This is a genomic window from Rhizobium sp. Leaf453 (assembly GCF_001425605.1).
Taxonomy (GTDB): domain Bacteria; phylum Pseudomonadota; class Alphaproteobacteria; order Rhizobiales; family Rhizobiaceae; genus Pararhizobium.
Map to the genome: position 1 here is coordinate 413,026 of NZ_LMRG01000012.1, position 16,333 is coordinate 429,358.

Annotated in this window: 16 protein-coding genes and 1 riboswitch; of the genes, 7 read left to right on the forward strand and 9 right to left on the reverse strand. The window is 62.4% G+C overall.

Annotated elements, in window-relative coordinates; all coding sequences use genetic code 11:
- The first annotated feature begins 64 nt into the window (after window positions 1-64).
- Window positions 65-976 (forward strand): NAD(P)-dependent oxidoreductase, encoded by a 912-nt coding sequence (locus ASG68_RS15470; protein ID WP_156373912.1) that lies wholly within the window; start codon window positions 65-67, stop codon window positions 974-976.
- A 36-nt stretch (window positions 977-1,012) separates the two neighbouring features.
- Here the strand turns inward: ASG68_RS15470 and ASG68_RS15475 are convergent, their stop codons facing one another.
- Window positions 1,013-1,321: a ribbon-helix-helix domain-containing protein gene (locus ASG68_RS15475; RefSeq protein WP_062581872.1), complete on the reverse strand. Its 309-nt coding sequence runs from the start codon at window positions 1,319-1,321 to the stop codon at window positions 1,013-1,015.
- 213 nt (window positions 1,322-1,534) lie between these two features.
- On the opposite strand from ASG68_RS15475, the gene ASG68_RS15480 reads away from it, so the two are divergent.
- From ASG68_RS15480 to ASG68_RS15505, 6 genes are all read left to right on the forward strand, one after another.
- Window positions 1,535-1,930 carry a VOC family protein gene (locus ASG68_RS15480; protein ID WP_062581874.1) on the forward strand — a complete coding sequence of 132 codons (396 nt, stop codon included), beginning with the start codon at window positions 1,535-1,537 and terminating at the stop codon, window positions 1,928-1,930.
- Between the two features lie 68 nt (window positions 1,931-1,998).
- Window positions 1,999-2,544 (forward strand): Twin-arginine translocation pathway signal, encoded by a 546-nt coding sequence (locus ASG68_RS15485; RefSeq protein ID WP_062581876.1) that lies wholly within the window; start codon window positions 1,999-2,001, stop codon window positions 2,542-2,544.
- 83 nt (window positions 2,545-2,627) lie between these two features.
- Complete coding sequence (locus ASG68_RS15490) at window positions 2,628-4,199, forward strand: GMC family oxidoreductase (RefSeq protein ID WP_062581878.1); 1,572 nt, start codon at window positions 2,628-2,630, stop codon at window positions 4,197-4,199.
- Between the two features lie 113 nt (window positions 4,200-4,312).
- Window positions 4,313-4,696, forward strand: a complete 384-nt coding sequence (locus tag ASG68_RS15495; protein WP_062581879.1) for a c-type cytochrome — start codon at window positions 4,313-4,315, stop codon at window positions 4,694-4,696.
- Window positions 4,697-4,814: 118 nt separating this feature from the next.
- Window positions 4,815-6,215, forward strand: a complete 1,401-nt coding sequence (locus ASG68_RS15500) for a PLP-dependent aminotransferase family protein (RefSeq protein WP_062603587.1) — start codon at window positions 4,815-4,817, stop codon at window positions 6,213-6,215.
- A 148-nt stretch (window positions 6,216-6,363) separates the two neighbouring features.
- Complete coding sequence (locus tag ASG68_RS15505; RefSeq protein ID WP_062581883.1) at window positions 6,364-6,759, forward strand: DUF983 domain-containing protein; 396 nt, start codon at window positions 6,364-6,366, stop codon at window positions 6,757-6,759.
- Here the strand turns inward: ASG68_RS15505 and ASG68_RS15510 are convergent.
- The 8 genes from ASG68_RS15510 to ASG68_RS15545 all read right to left on the reverse strand — a co-directional run bounded on the left by ASG68_RS15510 (window position 6,756) and on the right by ASG68_RS15545 (window position 16,288).
- Entirely contained in the window at window positions 6,756-7,499 is a 744-nt protein-coding gene (locus tag ASG68_RS15510) for a hydroxymethylpyrimidine/phosphomethylpyrimidine kinase (RefSeq protein WP_082478500.1), read from the reverse strand. The genes ASG68_RS15505 and ASG68_RS15510 overlap by 4 nt on opposite strands.
- On the reverse strand, window positions 7,490-8,095 hold the full coding sequence (locus tag ASG68_RS15515) for a thiamine phosphate synthase (protein ID WP_062581886.1): 606 nt from the start codon (window positions 8,093-8,095) through the stop codon (window positions 7,490-7,492). The genes ASG68_RS15510 and ASG68_RS15515 overlap by 10 nt, the downstream gene beginning before the upstream one ends.
- Window positions 8,092-8,865 (reverse strand): thiazole synthase, encoded by a 774-nt coding sequence (locus ASG68_RS15520; protein ID WP_062581888.1) that lies wholly within the window; start codon window positions 8,863-8,865, stop codon window positions 8,092-8,094. Before ASG68_RS15520 ends, ASG68_RS15515 begins: the two co-directional genes overlap by 4 nt.
- A 2-nt stretch (window positions 8,866-8,867) precedes the next feature.
- On the reverse strand, window positions 8,868-9,065 hold the full coding sequence (thiS, locus tag ASG68_RS15525) for a sulfur carrier protein ThiS (RefSeq protein ID WP_062581890.1): 198 nt from the start codon (window positions 9,063-9,065) through the stop codon (window positions 8,868-8,870).
- Window positions 9,062-10,102 (reverse strand): glycine oxidase ThiO, encoded by a 1,041-nt coding sequence (thiO, locus tag ASG68_RS15530; protein ID WP_062581892.1) that lies wholly within the window; start codon window positions 10,100-10,102, stop codon window positions 9,062-9,064. Before thiO ends, thiS begins: the two co-directional genes overlap by 4 nt.
- A gap of 2 nt (window positions 10,103-10,104) precedes the next feature.
- Complete coding sequence (thiC, locus tag ASG68_RS15535) at window positions 10,105-11,940, reverse strand: phosphomethylpyrimidine synthase ThiC (RefSeq protein WP_062581894.1); 1,836 nt, start codon at window positions 11,938-11,940, stop codon at window positions 10,105-10,107.
- Window positions 11,941-12,028: 88 nt separating this feature from the next.
- A riboswitch (TPP riboswitch) is annotated at window positions 12,029-12,145 on the reverse strand.
- A 171-nt stretch (window positions 12,146-12,316) separates the two neighbouring features.
- Complete coding sequence (gene atzF, locus ASG68_RS15540; RefSeq protein WP_062582402.1) at window positions 12,317-14,122, reverse strand: allophanate hydrolase; 1,806 nt, start codon at window positions 14,120-14,122, stop codon at window positions 12,317-12,319.
- Between the two features lie 258 nt (window positions 14,123-14,380).
- Entirely contained in the window at window positions 14,381-16,288 is a 1,908-nt protein-coding gene (locus ASG68_RS15545; protein WP_274534221.1) for a CHASE2 domain-containing protein, read from the reverse strand.
- Window positions 16,289-16,333 lie beyond the last annotated feature (45 nt).

Sequence of the window (16,333 nt, forward strand, 5' to 3'; positions counted from 1 at the left end):
CAGATGATCTTGGCCGGATAGACAACGGTTCTGACCGGCTGTCCGGCCTAACCGCAATAGGGGTTTGGACATGCGATACGGTTTTATCGGACTTGGGCATCTCGGCCAGCATCTGGCGGGCAGCCTCGTGCGCGAGGGATTTACCGTCATGGTCCATGATCGGGATCGTGGGCGCGCAGAACCTCTCATGGAACATGGCGCGACATTGGCGGACAGTGCGCGGGCGCTGGCAAGCGAGGTCGACGCCGTCATCACCTGCCTGCCGTCACCGGCGATTTCCGAGGCCGTTCTGACGGGGACGGACGGCATTCTGTCCGGGCTGAAGACCGGCGGCACATGGATCGAAATGAGCACGCTCGACCAGACCGATATCGAGCGTCTGGCCGCAATTGCCGCGCAAAAGGGTGTCCGCATGCTGGAAGCGCCGGTGACCGGTGGCGTTCACCGGGCGGCGGCGGGCGATATCACGGTGATCGCCGGTGGAGACCGCGACCTCTTCGAAACGCATCTGCCGGCGCTGCAGGCGATGGGCGGCCAGATCTTTCACGCCGGGCCGCTCGGCAAGGCGGCGGTGATCAAGGTCATCACCAACATGCTGGCCTTCATCCACCTGCTCGCCACCGGCGAAGCGCTGATGCTGGCGAAGAAGGGCGGCATCGACCTCACCGACGCCTTCAACATCATCAAGGCAAGCTCGGGAAACAGCTTCGTCCACGAGACCGAGGGCCAGGTGATCCTGAACGGCAGCTACAATATCAACTTCACCATGGATCTGGCCTGCAAGGATCTCGGTTTCGCACTCGGCTTCGGCAAGGCCTTCGGCGTGCCGCTCGATCTCGCCTCCCATACGCTGCAAACCTTCATTCGCGCCCGCTCCACCTATGGCGGCGACGCCTGGTCATCCAAGGTGGTGAAACTTCTGGAGGACGCCGTCGGCACGGATCTGCGCGCACCGGGATTTCCGGCGGAGCTTTGACCCGCCGGAAGCGTGCATGCGCTGAAACGAGGAATCCTATTCCGCAGCGATGATGTGGAATTCCTGCCGTTCGTCTGGTTTTCGGGCACTGCCCATCAGATAGATCAGACAGCTCGTGCGCAGTAGCGAGGCGAAATTGGAGACCGAGCCGTTGATATTAAGTGCTTCGTCATAGAGCGTCGACAGGAAGCGCGGCGTCGACATGCTCTGGCCGTGGGCGATCTCGTCGATCAGGTCCCAGAAGGCGGCCTCGATCTGGATACTGGTGGAATGGCCACCGATCCGCACGGACCTGTTCAGGGGGCGGTAGCGATCGGGGTCCTGGCCTGCGAAAACTTCACACATGGTATTCCTCCGACTTTTTTTATGTCCGCATTATGCGGCGCTGAAAAAGCGCGGTCAATTTCTCCTTTCGTTTGAAAATTCAAAGCGGAATTCCCGGATTCCGCCGTTCGCGGCAATAAATTTCCGATGCGGTAATGGGCTGCTACCCATTGCGTTCGGCTCGGGCTCACAGTCTCGGCACGATAGTTGTGATGTGTGAGACAGGGGTCGCCGTTGGCAAAGGCAATTCATTCGATGATCCGGGTTCTGGATGAGGCCCGTTCCGTGGAGTTCTACCGGCAGGCATTCGGGCTCGATATCGCCGAGCGGCTGGATTTCGAAACCTTCACGCTGGTCTATCTCAGCAATGCCGAAAGCGAGTTCGAGCTGGAGTTGACGATCAACAAGGGTCGTGAAGAGGCCTATGCACTCGGTGACGGTTACGGCCATCTCGCGCTGTCCGTCGGTGACCTCGAAAGTGAGCATGCGCGGCTGACAGGGGCTGGGCTCAACCCGGGCAAGATCGTCGATTTCAACCGCGACGGCGCGCTGCTCGCCCGGTTTTTCTTCATCACGGATCCGGACGGATACAAGATCGAGGTTCTGCAGCGGCACGGTCGATACAAGTGAACAAAGGCCGGTCGTCCGCCAGGGAGGGTGGGACGGCAGGCATCGAGTGACAACGGGAGGAGACGGAGATGGTAACAGTTTACGACAGGAAACCCGCAGGCACGGAGGCCGGGCTTTCCCGCCGCGATCTCCTGAAGCGTGGCGGTATCGGCGCCATGCTGGTGATCAGCGGGACGGCGGTGCTCAGCCCCAAACATGCCTGGGGGCTGGAGACGACCAATCTCAAGCCGGAAACCATGGCAACGCTGATCCAGCTCGCCCGCGATATCTATCCGCATGATCAGCTGGCCGACAAATATTACGCCATCGCCGTCAAGGGTCACGACGAGCAGGCCGGCAAGGATGCGGCCCACAAGACGCTGATCGAGGACGGTATCGCCGATCTCGACAAGCGCGCCGGTGCCGGCGGTTACCGTGGCCTCGGCTGGGAAGACGATCGCGTCGCCATCCTGCATGCCATCGAGACGACGCCTTTCTTTCAGGCGGTGCGCGGCGGTCTCGTCGTCAGCCTCTATAACCAGAAGGAGATCTGGCCGGTCTTCGGCTACGAGGGCGAGTCCTATTCCAAGGGCGGCTATATCGAGCGCGGTTTCAACGACATCGAATGGCTTTGAGGAGAAGCCGCCGGGCGTGCTGAACGCCTGACGTCGAGGGCATGGCGCCTCGGGCGCCTATCGGGAATTTCTGGGAGGGAATCATGGCAGCTCCATACGATCTCAACGACGACAGCGTGGTCGTCATCATCGGTTCCGGTGCGGGCGGCGGGACGCTCGGCAACGAACTGGCACAGAAGGGTGTCGATGTCGTCATTCTGGAAGCGGGTGCGCGCATCGAGCACGAAGACTTCATCAACGACGAATGGGACAGCTTCGCGCAACTGGCCTGGCTGGACAATCGCACCACCGGCGGTGGCTGGCGTGTTCACAAGGACTTTCCCAACCTGCCGGCCTGGATCGTCAAGGCTGTCGGCGGCACGACCACCCACTGGGCAGGCGCATCGCTCCGGTTCCAGGAACATGAATTCAAGGACCTGACCCATTACGGCAAGATCGAAGGCGCCAATCTGCTCGACTGGCCGATTACGCTCGTCGACCTCGAGCCCTATTACGCCAAGGCCGAGGACAAAATGGGCGTCACCCGCACCAATGGCATTGAAGGTCTGCCCGGCAACAACAATTTCAAGATCCTGAAAGCCGGCGCCGACAAGCTGGGCTACAAGGACTGTCACACCGGCAATATGGCGATCAATTCCGCCGACCGCGACGACCGGATGAGCTGTCAGCAGACAGGGTTCTGTTTCCAAGGCTGCAAATGGGGTGCGAAATGGTCGACGCTCTATACCGAAATCCCGAAGGGTGAGGCGACCGGCAAGCTGGAAGTGCGGCCGAACTCCCACGTCGTCAAGATCGAGCATGACAAGACCGGCAAGGTGACGGCTGTTGTGTATGCCGACAAGGACGGCAAGCTGCACAGTCAGAAAGCCCGTATCGTCGCCGTTGCTGGCAATTCGATCGAAAGCCCCCGCCTCCTGCTCAATTCCGCCTCGTCGATGTTCCCCGACGGGCTTGCCAATTCGTCCGGTCAGGTCGGCAAGAACTACATGCGCCACACCACGGGCTCGGTCTATGCGGTGTTCGAAAAGCCGGTGCATTTCTACCGCGGCACGACCATGGCCGGTATCATTCGGGATGAGGCGAAACACGATCCGTCGCGCGGCTTTGTCGGCGGCTATGAACTGGAAACGCTGGCGCTCGGGGTGCCGTTCATGGCGGCCTTCCTCGATCCCGGCGGCTGGGGCCGGTCCTTCACCTCGGCGATGGACCAATATGCCAATATGGCCGGCCTCTGGATCGTCGGGGAGGACATGCCGCAGGAGCAGAACCGTGTCGCCCTTCATGGGGAGCTGAAGGACAAGTACGGCATGCCGATTCCCGACGTCTCGTTCACCGACCATCCGAACGACATCGCCATGCGCAACCATGCCTACAAGCAGGGCATGGCGCTCTATGCGGCTGTCGGTGCCACCCGGTCCTTCCCGACGCCACCCTATCCCTCGACCCATAATCTCGGCACCAATCGCATGAGCGAGAAGGCGCAGGACGGCGTCGTCAACAAATGGGGCCAGACGCACGACATCAAGAACCTTTTCGTCTCCGACGGCAGCCAGTTCACCACGGGAGCGGCGGAAAATCCGACGCTGACAATCGTGACGCTGGCGATCCGGCAGGCCGAACACATTGCCGGCGAAATGGCCTCCGGCACGATCTGATCTTCCCACCGGCCGCCGCATCCGGCCGGCGACCGCCACGCGGGTTCCTCCCGCGCACCTTGATGGCCGGCCGGTCCGCCGGCCATCCCCTTTCATGACGATCCGGAGTGCCCATGCGATTTGCCATCACGTTTTCTGCCATGACCGTTCTGCTTGCATCGCCGGCCCTGGCGGATGGGGATGCGGTTGCCGGCAAGGCAGTGTTCGGCAAATGCATGGCCTGCCACACCGCAGATCAACCGAAGAACCGTGTCGGTCCCACCCTCATGGGCGTCGTCGGCAGGCCTGCGGCAGCGGTTGGCGATTACACGAAATACTCTCCCGGCATGAAGAAGGCCGGCATGGATGGCATGGTCTGGGATGAGAAAACGCTGGCCCATTATCTTGCTACCCCGAAGACGGCGGTGCCCGGCACGAAGATGATGTTTGCCGGGCTGAAATCCGAGACCGATATCGCTAATGTCATCGCCTATCTCAAGGCGCATCCGGCCCCATGACGGCAACAGGGCGCTTAGCCGCATCTCCTTCTGCACTTTGCATATTACAAGACAGGTGACAGGGAAGGATTGCAACAATATACAGTCAATATCCGCGATACGATATTGGCAAGGTATCATGAAAGACTGGCGTCCCGATCTCAGCCGCAGCAGCAGCCCGCGCTATATGGCGATTGCCGATCTGATCGAAATGGATTTACGCAACGGCGTGCTGGCTGTCGGTGACCGGCTGCCGCCGCAGCGCGAACTGGCCGGGCATCTGGGGGTGGATTTCACCACCGTCGCCCGTGGCTATGTCGAAGCGCAGAAGCGCGGGCTGGTGGAGTCCCATGTCGGGCGTGGGACCTTCGTCACGGGCGGACCCACGGGAGGCGTTGCGACAACATCCGATATTGCTGCTGATCCACGCCGGGAAGCAGCCATAGACCTGTCGATGAACCTGCCGCCAGAACCGCCCGACCCTGTCCTGATCGCGCGGATGCGAGACGGCATGGCGGCCGTTTCATCCAATCTTCTTTCGCTTCTGCGCTATCAGGGGTTCGGTGGCTCGCCGATGGATAAAGAGGCTGCCGCGATCTGGCTCGCCCGTCGAGGGATGGAGACACCGCACGAACGAATTTTTGTGACGCCCGGCGCTCATCCGGCACTTCTGGCCATATGCGGACTGCTGGTTAAGCCGGGCGAAACCATCCTCTCGGAAATCATCACCTATCCCGGCATTCGCTCGATCGCGGCGCAACTGGGCCTCACTCTGTCAGGCTTACCGATGGATGATGAAGGCATTCTGCCGGATGCTTTCGCCGATGCCTGCGAACGGCTGAAACCCAAGGCGCTCTATCTCAATCCCACCCTGCAGAACCCGCTGACTCTGACCATCTCCAAACAACGCCGCGAAGACATCTGTGCCGTGGCCCGGAAATACCGCGTGCCGATCATCGAGGATGATGCCTATGGCTTTATTCCGTTACAGGCGCCACCGCCATTTTCGGCCCTGGCTCCCGACCTGACCTGGCACATTGGCGGGCTGGCGAAATGCCTCGGTGCTGGCCTGCGTCTTGCCTATGTGGTTGCACCCGACAGCAAGTCGATCTGGCCGTTCGCCGGCGCGATGCGGGCCGCCAATGTGATGGCCTCCCCAGTGACCATGGCGCTCTCAACCCGCTGGATCGAGGATGGCACGGCCGATGCGATCCTGCGCTTCCTGCGCGATGAGGCATCGGCGCGGCAGGACATGGTCGCTGCTATCCTGCCTGCCGGCAGTTATCGCAGTGACCCGATCAGCTTCAACATCTGGCTGCCGCTGACCAACGGATGGACCCGATCGATCTTTGCCGCCCACATGCGCTCGGCCGGTATTGGTGTGGTCGCCAGTGACGCCTTTACGGTCGAAGGCGCTGCACCGGAAGCGGTGCGTGTTTGCCTTGGCGGCCCCATCGACCGGGAAAAGCTCCAAAGCGCGCTGGAGTTTATGGGGCATGCGCTCGAAGGCTCGCCGGAACGTTCTGCGTCCTTCTTCTAAAATAGATCAATTACTGATTTATCGTGTGTCGCTCTCGGGGACGAGGGACGCTCTGCGTCACAATGACATATAGGGTCAATTGAAGTAATGATGCTATATTGAATGCAGTCAATAATGAGATTGATTGTAGATCATAGGAGCATTCGTCATGCAAACGGAATGGCCGCCGATCCCGCCGACCACGACAGGCCTCAAGGGCCGCTGCCCACGTTGCGGCCAGGGCCATATTTTCAACGGCTTCCTGAAGCTCAGGCCCGAATGCGAAGTCTGTGGTCTGGATTATGGTTTTGCCGATCCCGCCGATGGCCCGGCCTTTTTCGTCATCTGCTTCGCTTGCGTTCCGAGCGTTCTGCTCGGTGTCTGGCTCGAGGTCCAGTTCAGCGCGCCCCTCTGGGTGCATTTGCTGGTGACCGGCCCCTTCATGCTGGCGACGTGTATTCCGCCGCTCCGGCCGCTGAAGGGCTGGCTGGTTGCCAGCCAGTATTTCTACAAGGCCGAAGAGGGCAAGCTGGCACGCCGGCCTGTAGCGGGCGACGGCGGCTAAGAGGGCTGGATGTGCTCCGACAGCTTGCCGTGAACATGGGATTTCGCGGCAAGAACAGCGATGGATAGTTCGTCGCCATAAGCCAGCCGCGCCGCAATGGCGCTGGCCAGCATGCAGCCGGTGCCGCGCATCGTGGCGGCGAGGCGGGGCGATGCAAAAGGATGATCCGGAAGATCAGGGCGGGCGAGGAGATCGATCGATTGCTCCCCCGCACCGTGACCGCCCTTGACCAGCACGGCTTGCGCTCCGGACTTGATCAGAATGCCGGCTTGAACAGTCACCTCGTCAGACGGACGTGATGCCAACCAGGAAAGCTCCGGCAGGTTCGGCGTTGCCAGCGTGCACCGGCGGAAAAGATCCAGCAGCCGGGGCTTGGCTTCAGCCGGCAGCAGGGCGGTGCCGGAGGTCGATACCAGAACGGGATCGAGCACGACGGGGATCTCCGGGTAATCCGCAAGTACACCGGCAACGGCTGCCACGGTATCCGCTGTTCCCAGCATGCCGATCTTGACGGCCGCGACCGTGTTTGCCGCAAGCGATGCCCGCATCTGTGCTGCAACGATATCCGGGCTGACGACCTCGACATGCTGAACGCTGCCGTGGGTCTGGACGGTGACGGCGGTGATCGCTACCGACGCCTTGACCCCGAAAGCAGCAAGCGTCTCGATATCGCGAACGATCCCGGCGCCGCCGGACGAATCCGAGCCGGCGACGACAAGGACATGCGGTTTCATCGCCATTGCGCCGTCTTCTCGATCCATTTCCGGGTGTGGGTTTCCGGATCGGCGTTCAGCGTAATGTCGGTAACGACAGCGGCGGAATTTGCCCTATGGGCGAAAACGCCGTCGATCCGGTCGATATTGATACCGCCAATGCCCACGAGCGGCAGATCGCCGATCCGGGCCTTCCAGTCGCGAAGCCGGTCGAGCCCCTGCGGCGCCCATTTCATCTTTTTCAATATTGTCGGCCAAACCGGCCCCAGGGCCACATAGTCCGGCGAAGCGGCAAGCGCGGTTTCGAGTTCCGTCTCGTCATGGGTCGAGAGTCCGAGTTTCAGCCCGGCGGCGCGGATGGCCGGGAGATCGGCAATGGCCAGATTCTCTTGGCCGAGATGGATAAAATCGCATCCCTCGTCGATCGCCAGCCGCCAGTGATCGTTGACGATCAACTGGCAGGCATGATCCGCGCAGATTGCCTTGGCGCGGCGGATTTCCGCACGCAGTTCCGCCTGCGTGCCGTCCTTCTTGCGCAACTGCACCAGCTTGACGCCCAGCGGCACCAGCCGCTCGATCCAGTCGGCGCTATCAACGATCAGGTAGAAGGGGTCGAGCTTCATGCGAACACCGCCTTGCCAATCACCGGCGTCGAGGGTACGGCCATGTCGCGCGGTTCCAGCATGCCTGCTTCATAAGCCATGTGGCCGGCATCGATGGCCTTTGCAAAGGCTTCGGCCATGGCTGCGGGGTCACTTGCGCCCGCCACCGCCGTGTTGAGCAGGACGGCATCGAAGCCGAGTTCCATCACCGTCGCTGCATGGGACGGCCGGCCAATGCCTGCGTCGACGATCAGTGGAATATCGGGAAAATGCCCACGCATGCTGCGCAAAGCTTGCAGGTTGACCGGCCCCATGGCCGAGCCGATCGGCGCGCACCAGGGCATCAGCACCTTGCAGCCCGCATCCAGAAGCCGCTCCGCGACGACGAGATCATCGGTCGTGTAGGGAAAGACCTCGAACCCGTCCTCGCTCAGGATTTTGGCCGCTTCGACCAAGGCAAAGACATCCGGCTGCAGCGTGTCTTGATTGCCGATGACCTCGAGCTTGATCCAGTTGGTAGCGAAAACCTCGCGTGCCATTTTCGCGGTCAGCACAGCCTCCTTCGCGGTGTGGCAGCCGGCGGTGTTGGGCAGGACCCTTACGTCGAGCGAGCGGATCAGCTCGAAGAAGGCGCCACCGGTCTTGCCGCCCGCCGTTTCGCGGCGGAGCGAGACCGTGACGATCTCGGTCTTCGACCGGCGGATGGCGTCGCCGAGGATAGAAGGCGAGGGATAACGCGACGTGCCGAGCAGAAGGCGGGATGTGACGGGTGTTCCATAGAGCGTCAGCACGGTCAGCCTCCCTGCATCGGCGAGAGGATTTCGATCCGGTCGCGGTCGGACAGGGTGAAGCCGGGACGCTCCTCGCGATGCACCAGTTCGCCATTCACGGCCGTCGCCAGCCAGTCGCCTTCGTAGTCAAGCGAGACCAGAAGGTCGGAAAGGACGGAAATGTCCGTCTGGTGGTCTTCGCCATTGATCGTCAGTTTCATTGGCTTGCTCCAATGTAGGAAGAATCGGGCTGTCTATGAACCGGTGGGGCAAAGGTGGTATGCCCTTCGGATTTTCCGGCGCGGGATGAGAGAAGGCGTTCCGCCGCCATTCGCGCGATTGCGGGCGCGAGCAGGAAGCCGTGGCGGTAGAAGCCATTCACACGCAACATGCCGTCTTGCTCGGAAAAGGCCGGAAGATTGTCCGGATAGGCGGGCCGCACGCCGGAGCCGGTCTCGATCACGCGCGCTTCGCCGAAGGCCGGATGCAGCGCATATGCGGCATTCAGCAGTTCCATCAGCGAGCGGGCGCTGACGGGGCCACTGTCATCGCTCTCGATCATTGTCGCACCGACCATGAAGCGGTTGTTCGTTCGCGGCACGATGTAGAGCGGGATGCGCGGATGCAGCAGCCGGACGGGACGGGAGAACTGCACATCCAGCGTTTCCAGCACCAGCATTTCGCCGCGCACGCCCCGCAGCCGGGGATCGTTGCCGATGGCTCGCGCCCCGGTACAATCGATGACGCGATCGAACCCCTTTTCGGGAAAATCGGGTGCGTCGAAACGAAAGCACACCCCCATGCCGACAAGCTTTTCATGCAGGGCATTGATGGCGCGACGCGGATCGAGATGCGCCTCGTGTGCGAAATACAGTGCCTTGCCGAAACGCCCGGCAAGCGAAGGCTCCAGGGCGTCGATTTCCTCTGCTTTCAGCCAGTCGAAACCGGAAGTTCGGCTGGCAAAGCGGACGAGGTCCGCCGTGTCGCGCGGCGGCGCCACGACCAGTGTTCCCTTGCGTTTCACATGGCCGGGGAGGACGGCGTCCCACCAGTCGGCGGCTGTCTGACCGAGTTGCAAAACCGCTCCCGGCGCATTTTCCCGTTCGCACCAGGGCGCCAGCATACCCCCGGCAAACCAGGAAGCGCCGCCGCCGGCCCGATTGGCTTTCTCCGTGACGACGACGTTGATGCTGCTCGAGGCCAGTTCGTGAGCGAGGGTGAGGCCGGCAACGCCGGCCCCCCGGATCAGCACGCGCATGGTCATTCTCCCGCAGGAATAACGGTCCCGTCCGGACCGAGCGGCATGTATAGATCACCACCCGCCTGAAATTTTGCGGCCATCGCCTCAAGCCCCTCTTTCTGCGCCTCCGCCCGGATATCGTGGGAAATCCGCATCGAGCAGAATTTCGGCCCGCACATCGAGCAGAAATGCGCGACCTTGTGGGCTTCCTTCGGCAGGGTTTCGTCGTGGAAGGACCGCGCCGTTTCCGGGTCGAGCGACAGGTTGAACTGATCCTCCCAGCGGAACTCGAAACGGGCGCGCGACAGGGCGTCGTCGCGCACCTGCGCCGCCGGATGGCCCTTGGCGAGGTCGGCGGCATGGGCGGCGATCTTATAGGTGATGACGCCGACCTTGACGTCGTTGCGATCGGGCAGGCCGAGATGTTCCTTCGGCGTGACATAGCAAAGCATGGCCGTGCCGAACCAGCCGATCATCGCGGCGCCGATGCCGGAGGTGATGTGATCGTAACCCGGGGCGATATCGGTGGTAAGCGGCCCGAGCGTGTAGAATGGAGCCTCGCCGCAGACTTCGAGCTGCTTGTCCATGTTTTCCTTGATCTTGTGCATCGGCACATGGCCGGGGCCTTCGATCATGACCTGGCAGTCCTTCGCCCAGGCGATCTGGGTCAGTTCGCCCAGCGTTTCCAGTTCGGCGAACTGCGCGGCATCATTGGCGTCAGCGATCGAGCCCGGACGCAGACCGTCACCCAGCGAGAAGGTGACGTCATAGGCCCGGGCGATATCGCAGATCTCGTCGAAATGCTCGTAGAGGAAACTCTCCTTGTGGTGATGCAGACACCACTTGGCCATGATCGAGCCGCCGCGCGAAACGATGCCGGTGACGCGGTTGACGGTGAGCGGGATATAGGCGAGCCGGACGCCGGCATGGATGGTGAAATAATCGACACCCTGTTCGGCCTGCTCGATCAGCGTATCGCGATAGACCGCCCAGGTCAGGTCCTCGGCAATGCCGTTGACCTTTTCCAGCGCCTGATAGAGCGGCACGGTGCCGATCGGAACCGGCGAATTGCGGATGATCCATTCGCGGATATTGTGGATGTTGCGGCCGGTCGAAAGATCCATGACCGTATCGGCGCCCCAGCGGGTTGCCCAGACCATCTTCTCGACTTCCTCGGCCATCGACGATGTGACGGCTGAATTGCCGATATTGGCATTGATCTTCACCAGGAAATTTCGCCCGATGATCATCGGTTCGGATTCCGGATGATTGATATTGGCAGGGATGACCGCCCGGCCGCGTGCGATCTCCTGTCGAACAAACTCGGCGGTGACGTGATCGGGAATGCTGGCGCCGAAGCTCTCGCCATCGCGGATCAGGGCGTCCTTCGCCGCCTTGCGGCCGAGGTTTTCGCGGATGGCAATGTATTCCATTTCCGGCGTGATGATGCCGGCGCGGGCATAGGCAAGCTGCGTCACTGCCTTGCCATTGCGGGCCTTCAGTGGGCGGTTGCGGATCGGAAATTCCGGCGTCAGCCGGTCGCCGGTGGCAAAACCGTTGTCCTCCGGCTTGACGTGCCGGCCCTCGTAATCCTCGACATCGCCGCGCGCGGTGAGCCACTGCGCACGATGGCGCGGCAGGCCCGATTCGATCGAAACGATATGCGTGGGATCGGTATAGGGGCCGGAGGGGTCGTAGACGGTAACCGGCGGTTCGCCCGATGTCGGATGCACCGAGATTTCGCGCATCGGCACCCGGATCTGCGGATGAAGCTCACCGGAGATATTGATCTTGCGGGAGGCGGGCAGCGGCCCGGTGGTAACGGTTGGGGTGAGAGGCTTGGCGGCAATAGTCATGGTTGAGGCTCCAAAGGTTGGAGACCCAGTCATCAGAGCCGGAATGATGAAAAGACGCCGACGCGGCTCCGCACGCGGAATCCGAGTCATCACAGCGCTTGCACCGTCCCTACGCCAGTATGAACTGGATCAGGTTCAACGGGTCACTGCGCTGCAAAAGCCAGCAGAATCTCAGCCCCTTGTCGGGACCCCCCTGGTGAATGCGCCAAGTTAGGCACAGATTTCCGGCAAGCGTCAAGGGTGGTTTTCGGGTGAAAGATTTTCGCCCTCGATCGGTGAACGATAATTTTGTCCATCATCGTCTGGTCGCAAAGGGCGCTCGCGACCATACAAAATGGCAACGCGGGCGCCGTATGTCCGGGTTTTGTGAGCCGGCTTATGATGCCGTTTTGCTGCGGATATAGGCCCGCCAACCGCCCATGTCCGTCACTTCGTGGGCGCCGGTGATCGCATGCGCCTCGCAGAGAAAACCGGACACGACCGTCCCGTCGTCGAGTTCCACCTTGCCGATGCCGAGCGGGGCGGGAATTTTCTGGAGGAACTGACCGAATGCGGCGGGCGGCAAGGCCCAGACCTCGACTTCAAGGCCTGCACCGGCAAAGCCGGGTTCGCGAATCAGGCCCGGTTTCGGCGGAACGGTATCGGGCAGGACGAAGAGGCGGTAATCTGCCGCTGTTCGGCACGTCTTGACCAGCACGCCCCCCGGTCCGGTCAGTTCGTGGTTGAGCGGCATGCCGGTCAGATGCGCGCCGACGACGACGATCGGAATGAGGCCGTCAGTCAATGGCGTGACCCGGCTTGCCTCGGGAAGTGCGGCGGATCGGTCCTTGCCCATGCCGGCGGCGAGAGCCCGGTGCATGGCGTCAGCGAAGGGAGCGAGCGCGTCGTCGGTGAAGGTCGGGCCGATCAGCGTTACTCCGGCGGGTAGGCCGTTTGCGCCGAAGCCGGCGGGAATGGCGATAGCGGCATGGTCGTAGAGATTGACGAAATTGGTGTAGCGACCGAAATGACCGTTCTTGACGATCGGATCGGCCAGCATCTCTTCCACCGTGTATGTGGTCGGCGATGTCGGCAGCATCAGGATGTCGAGCTTGTGCCATTCCGCCCTGGTCTTCTGGCGCAGAGCTTCCAGCCTGTACTTGCCCTCGAAGGCGGCGACGGCGTCATAGGCTTTCGCGCCCTCGATGATGGTCCGCACCGTCGGGTCGAAATCCTCTGCATTGCCGGCTATGAAATCCTTAACCGCTGCCATCCGCTCGGCGACCCAGGGGCCGTTGTAGAGCAGTTCGGCAGCCTGCCGGAAGGGGGCGTAATCGAAGGGCACGATGGTCACTCCCAGCGATTTCGCCCGCTCGATCGCGGCGTCGTAGAGCGCTTCGACATCAGCGTTTCCAAAGAACTCGCGCTCTGCGCCCTCCAGCACCCCGACCCGCAGGCCGGATGAGGGTAGGCGGGCCGGCGTTGCCTCGCGTGAAAAGGGATCGGCGGCATCGTAACCTTCCATGACCTTGCGAATGGCGACGCCATCGCCGACCGTGGCGGCAAAGACGGTGACGACGTCGATGCTGCGGCAGGCGGGAACGACGCCGACATTGGGCACCAGCCCGGGCGTGGGCTTGATGCCGACGAGATTGTTGAACGCAGCCGGAACCCGGCCGGAACCCGCTGTGTCCGTCCCGAGCGCGAAGGCGGCAAGCCCGGCCGCGACCGCGACGGCGGAGCCGGAACTCGATCCGCCGGAAACATAGTCCGGATTGAAGACGGAGCGCGGCGCGCCATAGGGCGAGCGCGTGCCGTTGAGGCCGGTCGCGAACTGGTCGAGATTGGTCTTGCCGATGACCAGCGCCCCGGCCGCCTTCAGCCGGGCAACGACGGTCGAATCTGCTGCCGGCTGATAGGCGAAGGCCGGGCAGGCGGCCGTGGTGGGCAGGCCGGCGGCATCGATATTGTCCTTGACCGCGAAGGGCACACCCCAGAGCGGCAGGCTGTTGGCATCCGGCGCACGCGCCATCAGGTCCCGTGCCGCCTGGCGCAGGTCTTCGTCCGGTGTCGGCGTTATGAAGATGGCCGGATCCTTGGAGGCGGCGCGGCGGCGGATCACTTCCTCGACTACATCGAGCGGCGTCAGGCCGGACTGATAGGCGGCGCGAAGGCTGGAAAGGTCGAGGATAGTCTGCAGCATGTCGTCAGTCTCCAGAATGATGGGCGAAATCAACGGTCTCCCGCTGATTCCGGACGGCTCCCGAAGGGAATCGCCATGATATCGATGGCGCAGCGGCCATCAGGCAGAATCCGAGCAAGGTGCGTGCCAAATGATAATCCATTGTTTTCACAATGAAATTACAGCAGCGTTTTGTAGTATTTGAAAAAGTGTATGCACTTGCTCATTCTTTGAGCGACAAGACGCCTTTTCCATCACCAGTGCAAGATCGTTGAGGCGTTATTTGAGACGGGATCGGATCGCCTGATAATAGGGCTGAAGCTGGGGAATATCGCCTTCGAGCGCGGCAAATGCTGGGTCGTCAGCCGACAGCGCGCCTGCATATTTGGTCTGCACAAGCGCGGCATGGCGCGCTAGCGCTTCGGCCGGCACGGGGCGCAGTACGGTAAACACGGGGGACAGCGTCGTGCGGCCTTTTACGGTGATGCTGTCCAGCTCGGCGATGGCGAAGTCCGCGCCGCTCATCTGTGCGGTCTGCTCGCCGATCAGTAGCGGCACGCCGTAATTCTTCGATTCGCCCTCGAGGCGTGAGGCGAGATTGACGGAATCGCCCAGCACCGAATAATCGAACCGGCGCGACGAGCCCATGTTGCCGACGACGCAATCGCCGGTATTGATGCCGATGCCGATGCGCAGGGTTTGCGGCTTGGTCGAGCGCGCTTCCGCCTCCGCGCGCAGTTCCGCATTCAGAACATCCATCGCCTCCAGCATCTTGAGCGCCGCGCCGACGGCATTGCTCGCGTGGTGGGGATCGTCGAGCGGCGCATTCCAGAAGGCCATCAGGCAGTCGCCGATATATTTGTCGATGGTGCCGCCGCTTTCGAGCACGATTTCCGACAGCGGCGTCAGCAGCCGGTTGATCAGCGTCGTCAATTGCTCTGGGTCGTCCTTCAGCGCTTCGGAAATGGTGGTGAACCCGCGCACGTCGCAGAACAGGATGGTCAGCGTCCGGCGCTCGCCACCCAGTTTCAGTTGCGACGGGTCATGGGCGAGCCGCTCCACCAACGCCGGCGAAAGGTAGCGCGAAAAGGCACGGGTGATATCGCGCCGGCTGCGGCGTTCGGCGGCATAATCGAGCGCCGCCTGTCCAGAGACGACGAACAGGAACGAGAGCGCCGGGCCGACGGGCGAGACGAAGACCTGGCCATACCGCAGCAGCGCATAACTCGCCGCCACGAACAGCAGCAAAGCGGGAAGGCCGAGCGCTGCCGTCTGCCAGCCGGTCGCCCGGAAAACCAGGGCCACCGCGAGCAGCGCGCCGAGAATGGTGGCCGCGATGACGGCAGGATGTCCGGCCCGGAGGATGAACAGGCCGTGGACGATATTGTCGAAGATGGTCGCCTGGATTTCGGCGCCGGCTACCAGATGCCCGGTATGCACGGTGAAGGCGGTGGCAAAGGCATCCGCCCCGCCGGCAGCCAAGGTGGGCGCATTCTGCAGGCTCAGGCCAACGATAACCACGCGATCCCGGAAAAAGCCGGGCGGCAGGAACTGGGCAGGATCGAGCGCCTGGTAATAGGAGACAGTCTGATAGGTGCGCGCCGGGCCGAGCATCTGGAGAAGCGCGGGTTCCGTCGGCAGCGGATGCGTCCGGCCCGCCGTCTCTGCTAGCTGCGCCGCAAAACCATCGGTATAAAGCGGCAGTTGCCGGAGCGTGCCATCGCCGCTCAGATGGACGGACGCTATCCCGGTGCGTGCGCCCTGCGCGATGAATTCGGGCAGCGGCTCGGTGCGCACGAACTGGTCGGCCTGTGGCGTCTTGATCAGCGTCTCGTCACCGGCGAGCACGACGTCAGGACCCAGCGCCGCCGCCAAGGCCGCATCATTCGCTGGGTCGGCCGCCGGTTCCGCAAAGATGACATCGAAGGCGATCGCCTTGGCGCCTGCAGCCCGCAACGCCTCGGTCAGCCGCGCATGCAAGGCGCGCGGCCAGGGCCACTGGCTGCCGATCTCCGCCATCGAAGGCTCGTCGATCGCCACCACGATAGGACTGTCGGCGGGCACCGGCGGAGGCGTGAGTGTCGAGAGATAGTCGAAGCTGCGCAGTTCGATCAGGGAGAAGGGGGCGGTGAGCGAGGCGAGGGAAAGGATAACGGTCACTGTGGCGGCAAGCAGCGCGAGGCGCATTTGCCGCGCGCGCGCCTTCTGCTGTGGCGATCTGCTGGCTTGTGG

Bases quoted from the DNA above. Each gene is read 5' to 3' on its own strand.
- ASG68_RS15475 (WP_062581872.1), bottom strand. From the start codon at position 1,321: ATGTGTGAAGTTTTCGCAGGCCAGGACCCCGATCGCTACCGCCCCCTG.
- ASG68_RS15485 (WP_062581876.1), top strand. From the start codon at position 1,999: ATGGTAACAGTTTACGACAGGAAACCCGCAGGCACGGAGGCCGGGCTT.
- ASG68_RS15490 (WP_062581878.1), top strand. From the start codon at position 2,628: ATGGCAGCTCCATACGATCTCAACGACGACAGCGTGGTCGTCATCATC.
- ASG68_RS15495 (WP_062581879.1), top strand. From the start codon at position 4,313: ATGCGATTTGCCATCACGTTTTCTGCCATGACCGTTCTGCTTGCATCG.
- ASG68_RS15500 (WP_062603587.1), top strand. From the start codon at position 4,815: ATGAAAGACTGGCGTCCCGATCTCAGCCGCAGCAGCAGCCCGCGCTAT.
- ASG68_RS15505 (WP_062581883.1), top strand. From the start codon at position 6,364: ATGCAAACGGAATGGCCGCCGATCCCGCCGACCACGACAGGCCTCAAG.
- ASG68_RS15510 (WP_082478500.1), bottom strand. From the start codon at position 7,499: ATGGCGATGAAACCGCATGTCCTTGTCGTCGCCGGCTCGGATTCGTCC.
- ASG68_RS15515 (WP_062581886.1), bottom strand. From the start codon at position 8,095: ATGAAGCTCGACCCCTTCTACCTGATCGTTGATAGCGCCGACTGGATC.
- thiS (WP_062581890.1), bottom strand. From the start codon at position 9,065: ATGAAACTGACGATCAATGGCGAAGACCACCAGACGGACATTTCCGTC.
- thiO (WP_062581892.1), bottom strand. From the start codon at position 10,102: ATGCGCGTGCTGATCCGGGGGGCCGGCGTTGCCGGCCTCACCCTCGCT.
- thiC (WP_062581894.1), bottom strand. From the start codon at position 11,940: ATGACTATTGCCGCCAAGCCTCTCACCCCAACCGTTACCACCGGGCCG.
- atzF (WP_062582402.1), bottom strand. From the start codon at position 14,122: ATGCTGCAGACTATCCTCGACCTTTCCAGCCTTCGCGCCGCCTATCAG.
- ASG68_RS15545 (WP_274534221.1), bottom strand. From the start codon at position 16,288: ATGCGCCTCGCGCTGCTTGCCGCCACAGTGACCGTTATCCTTTCCCTC.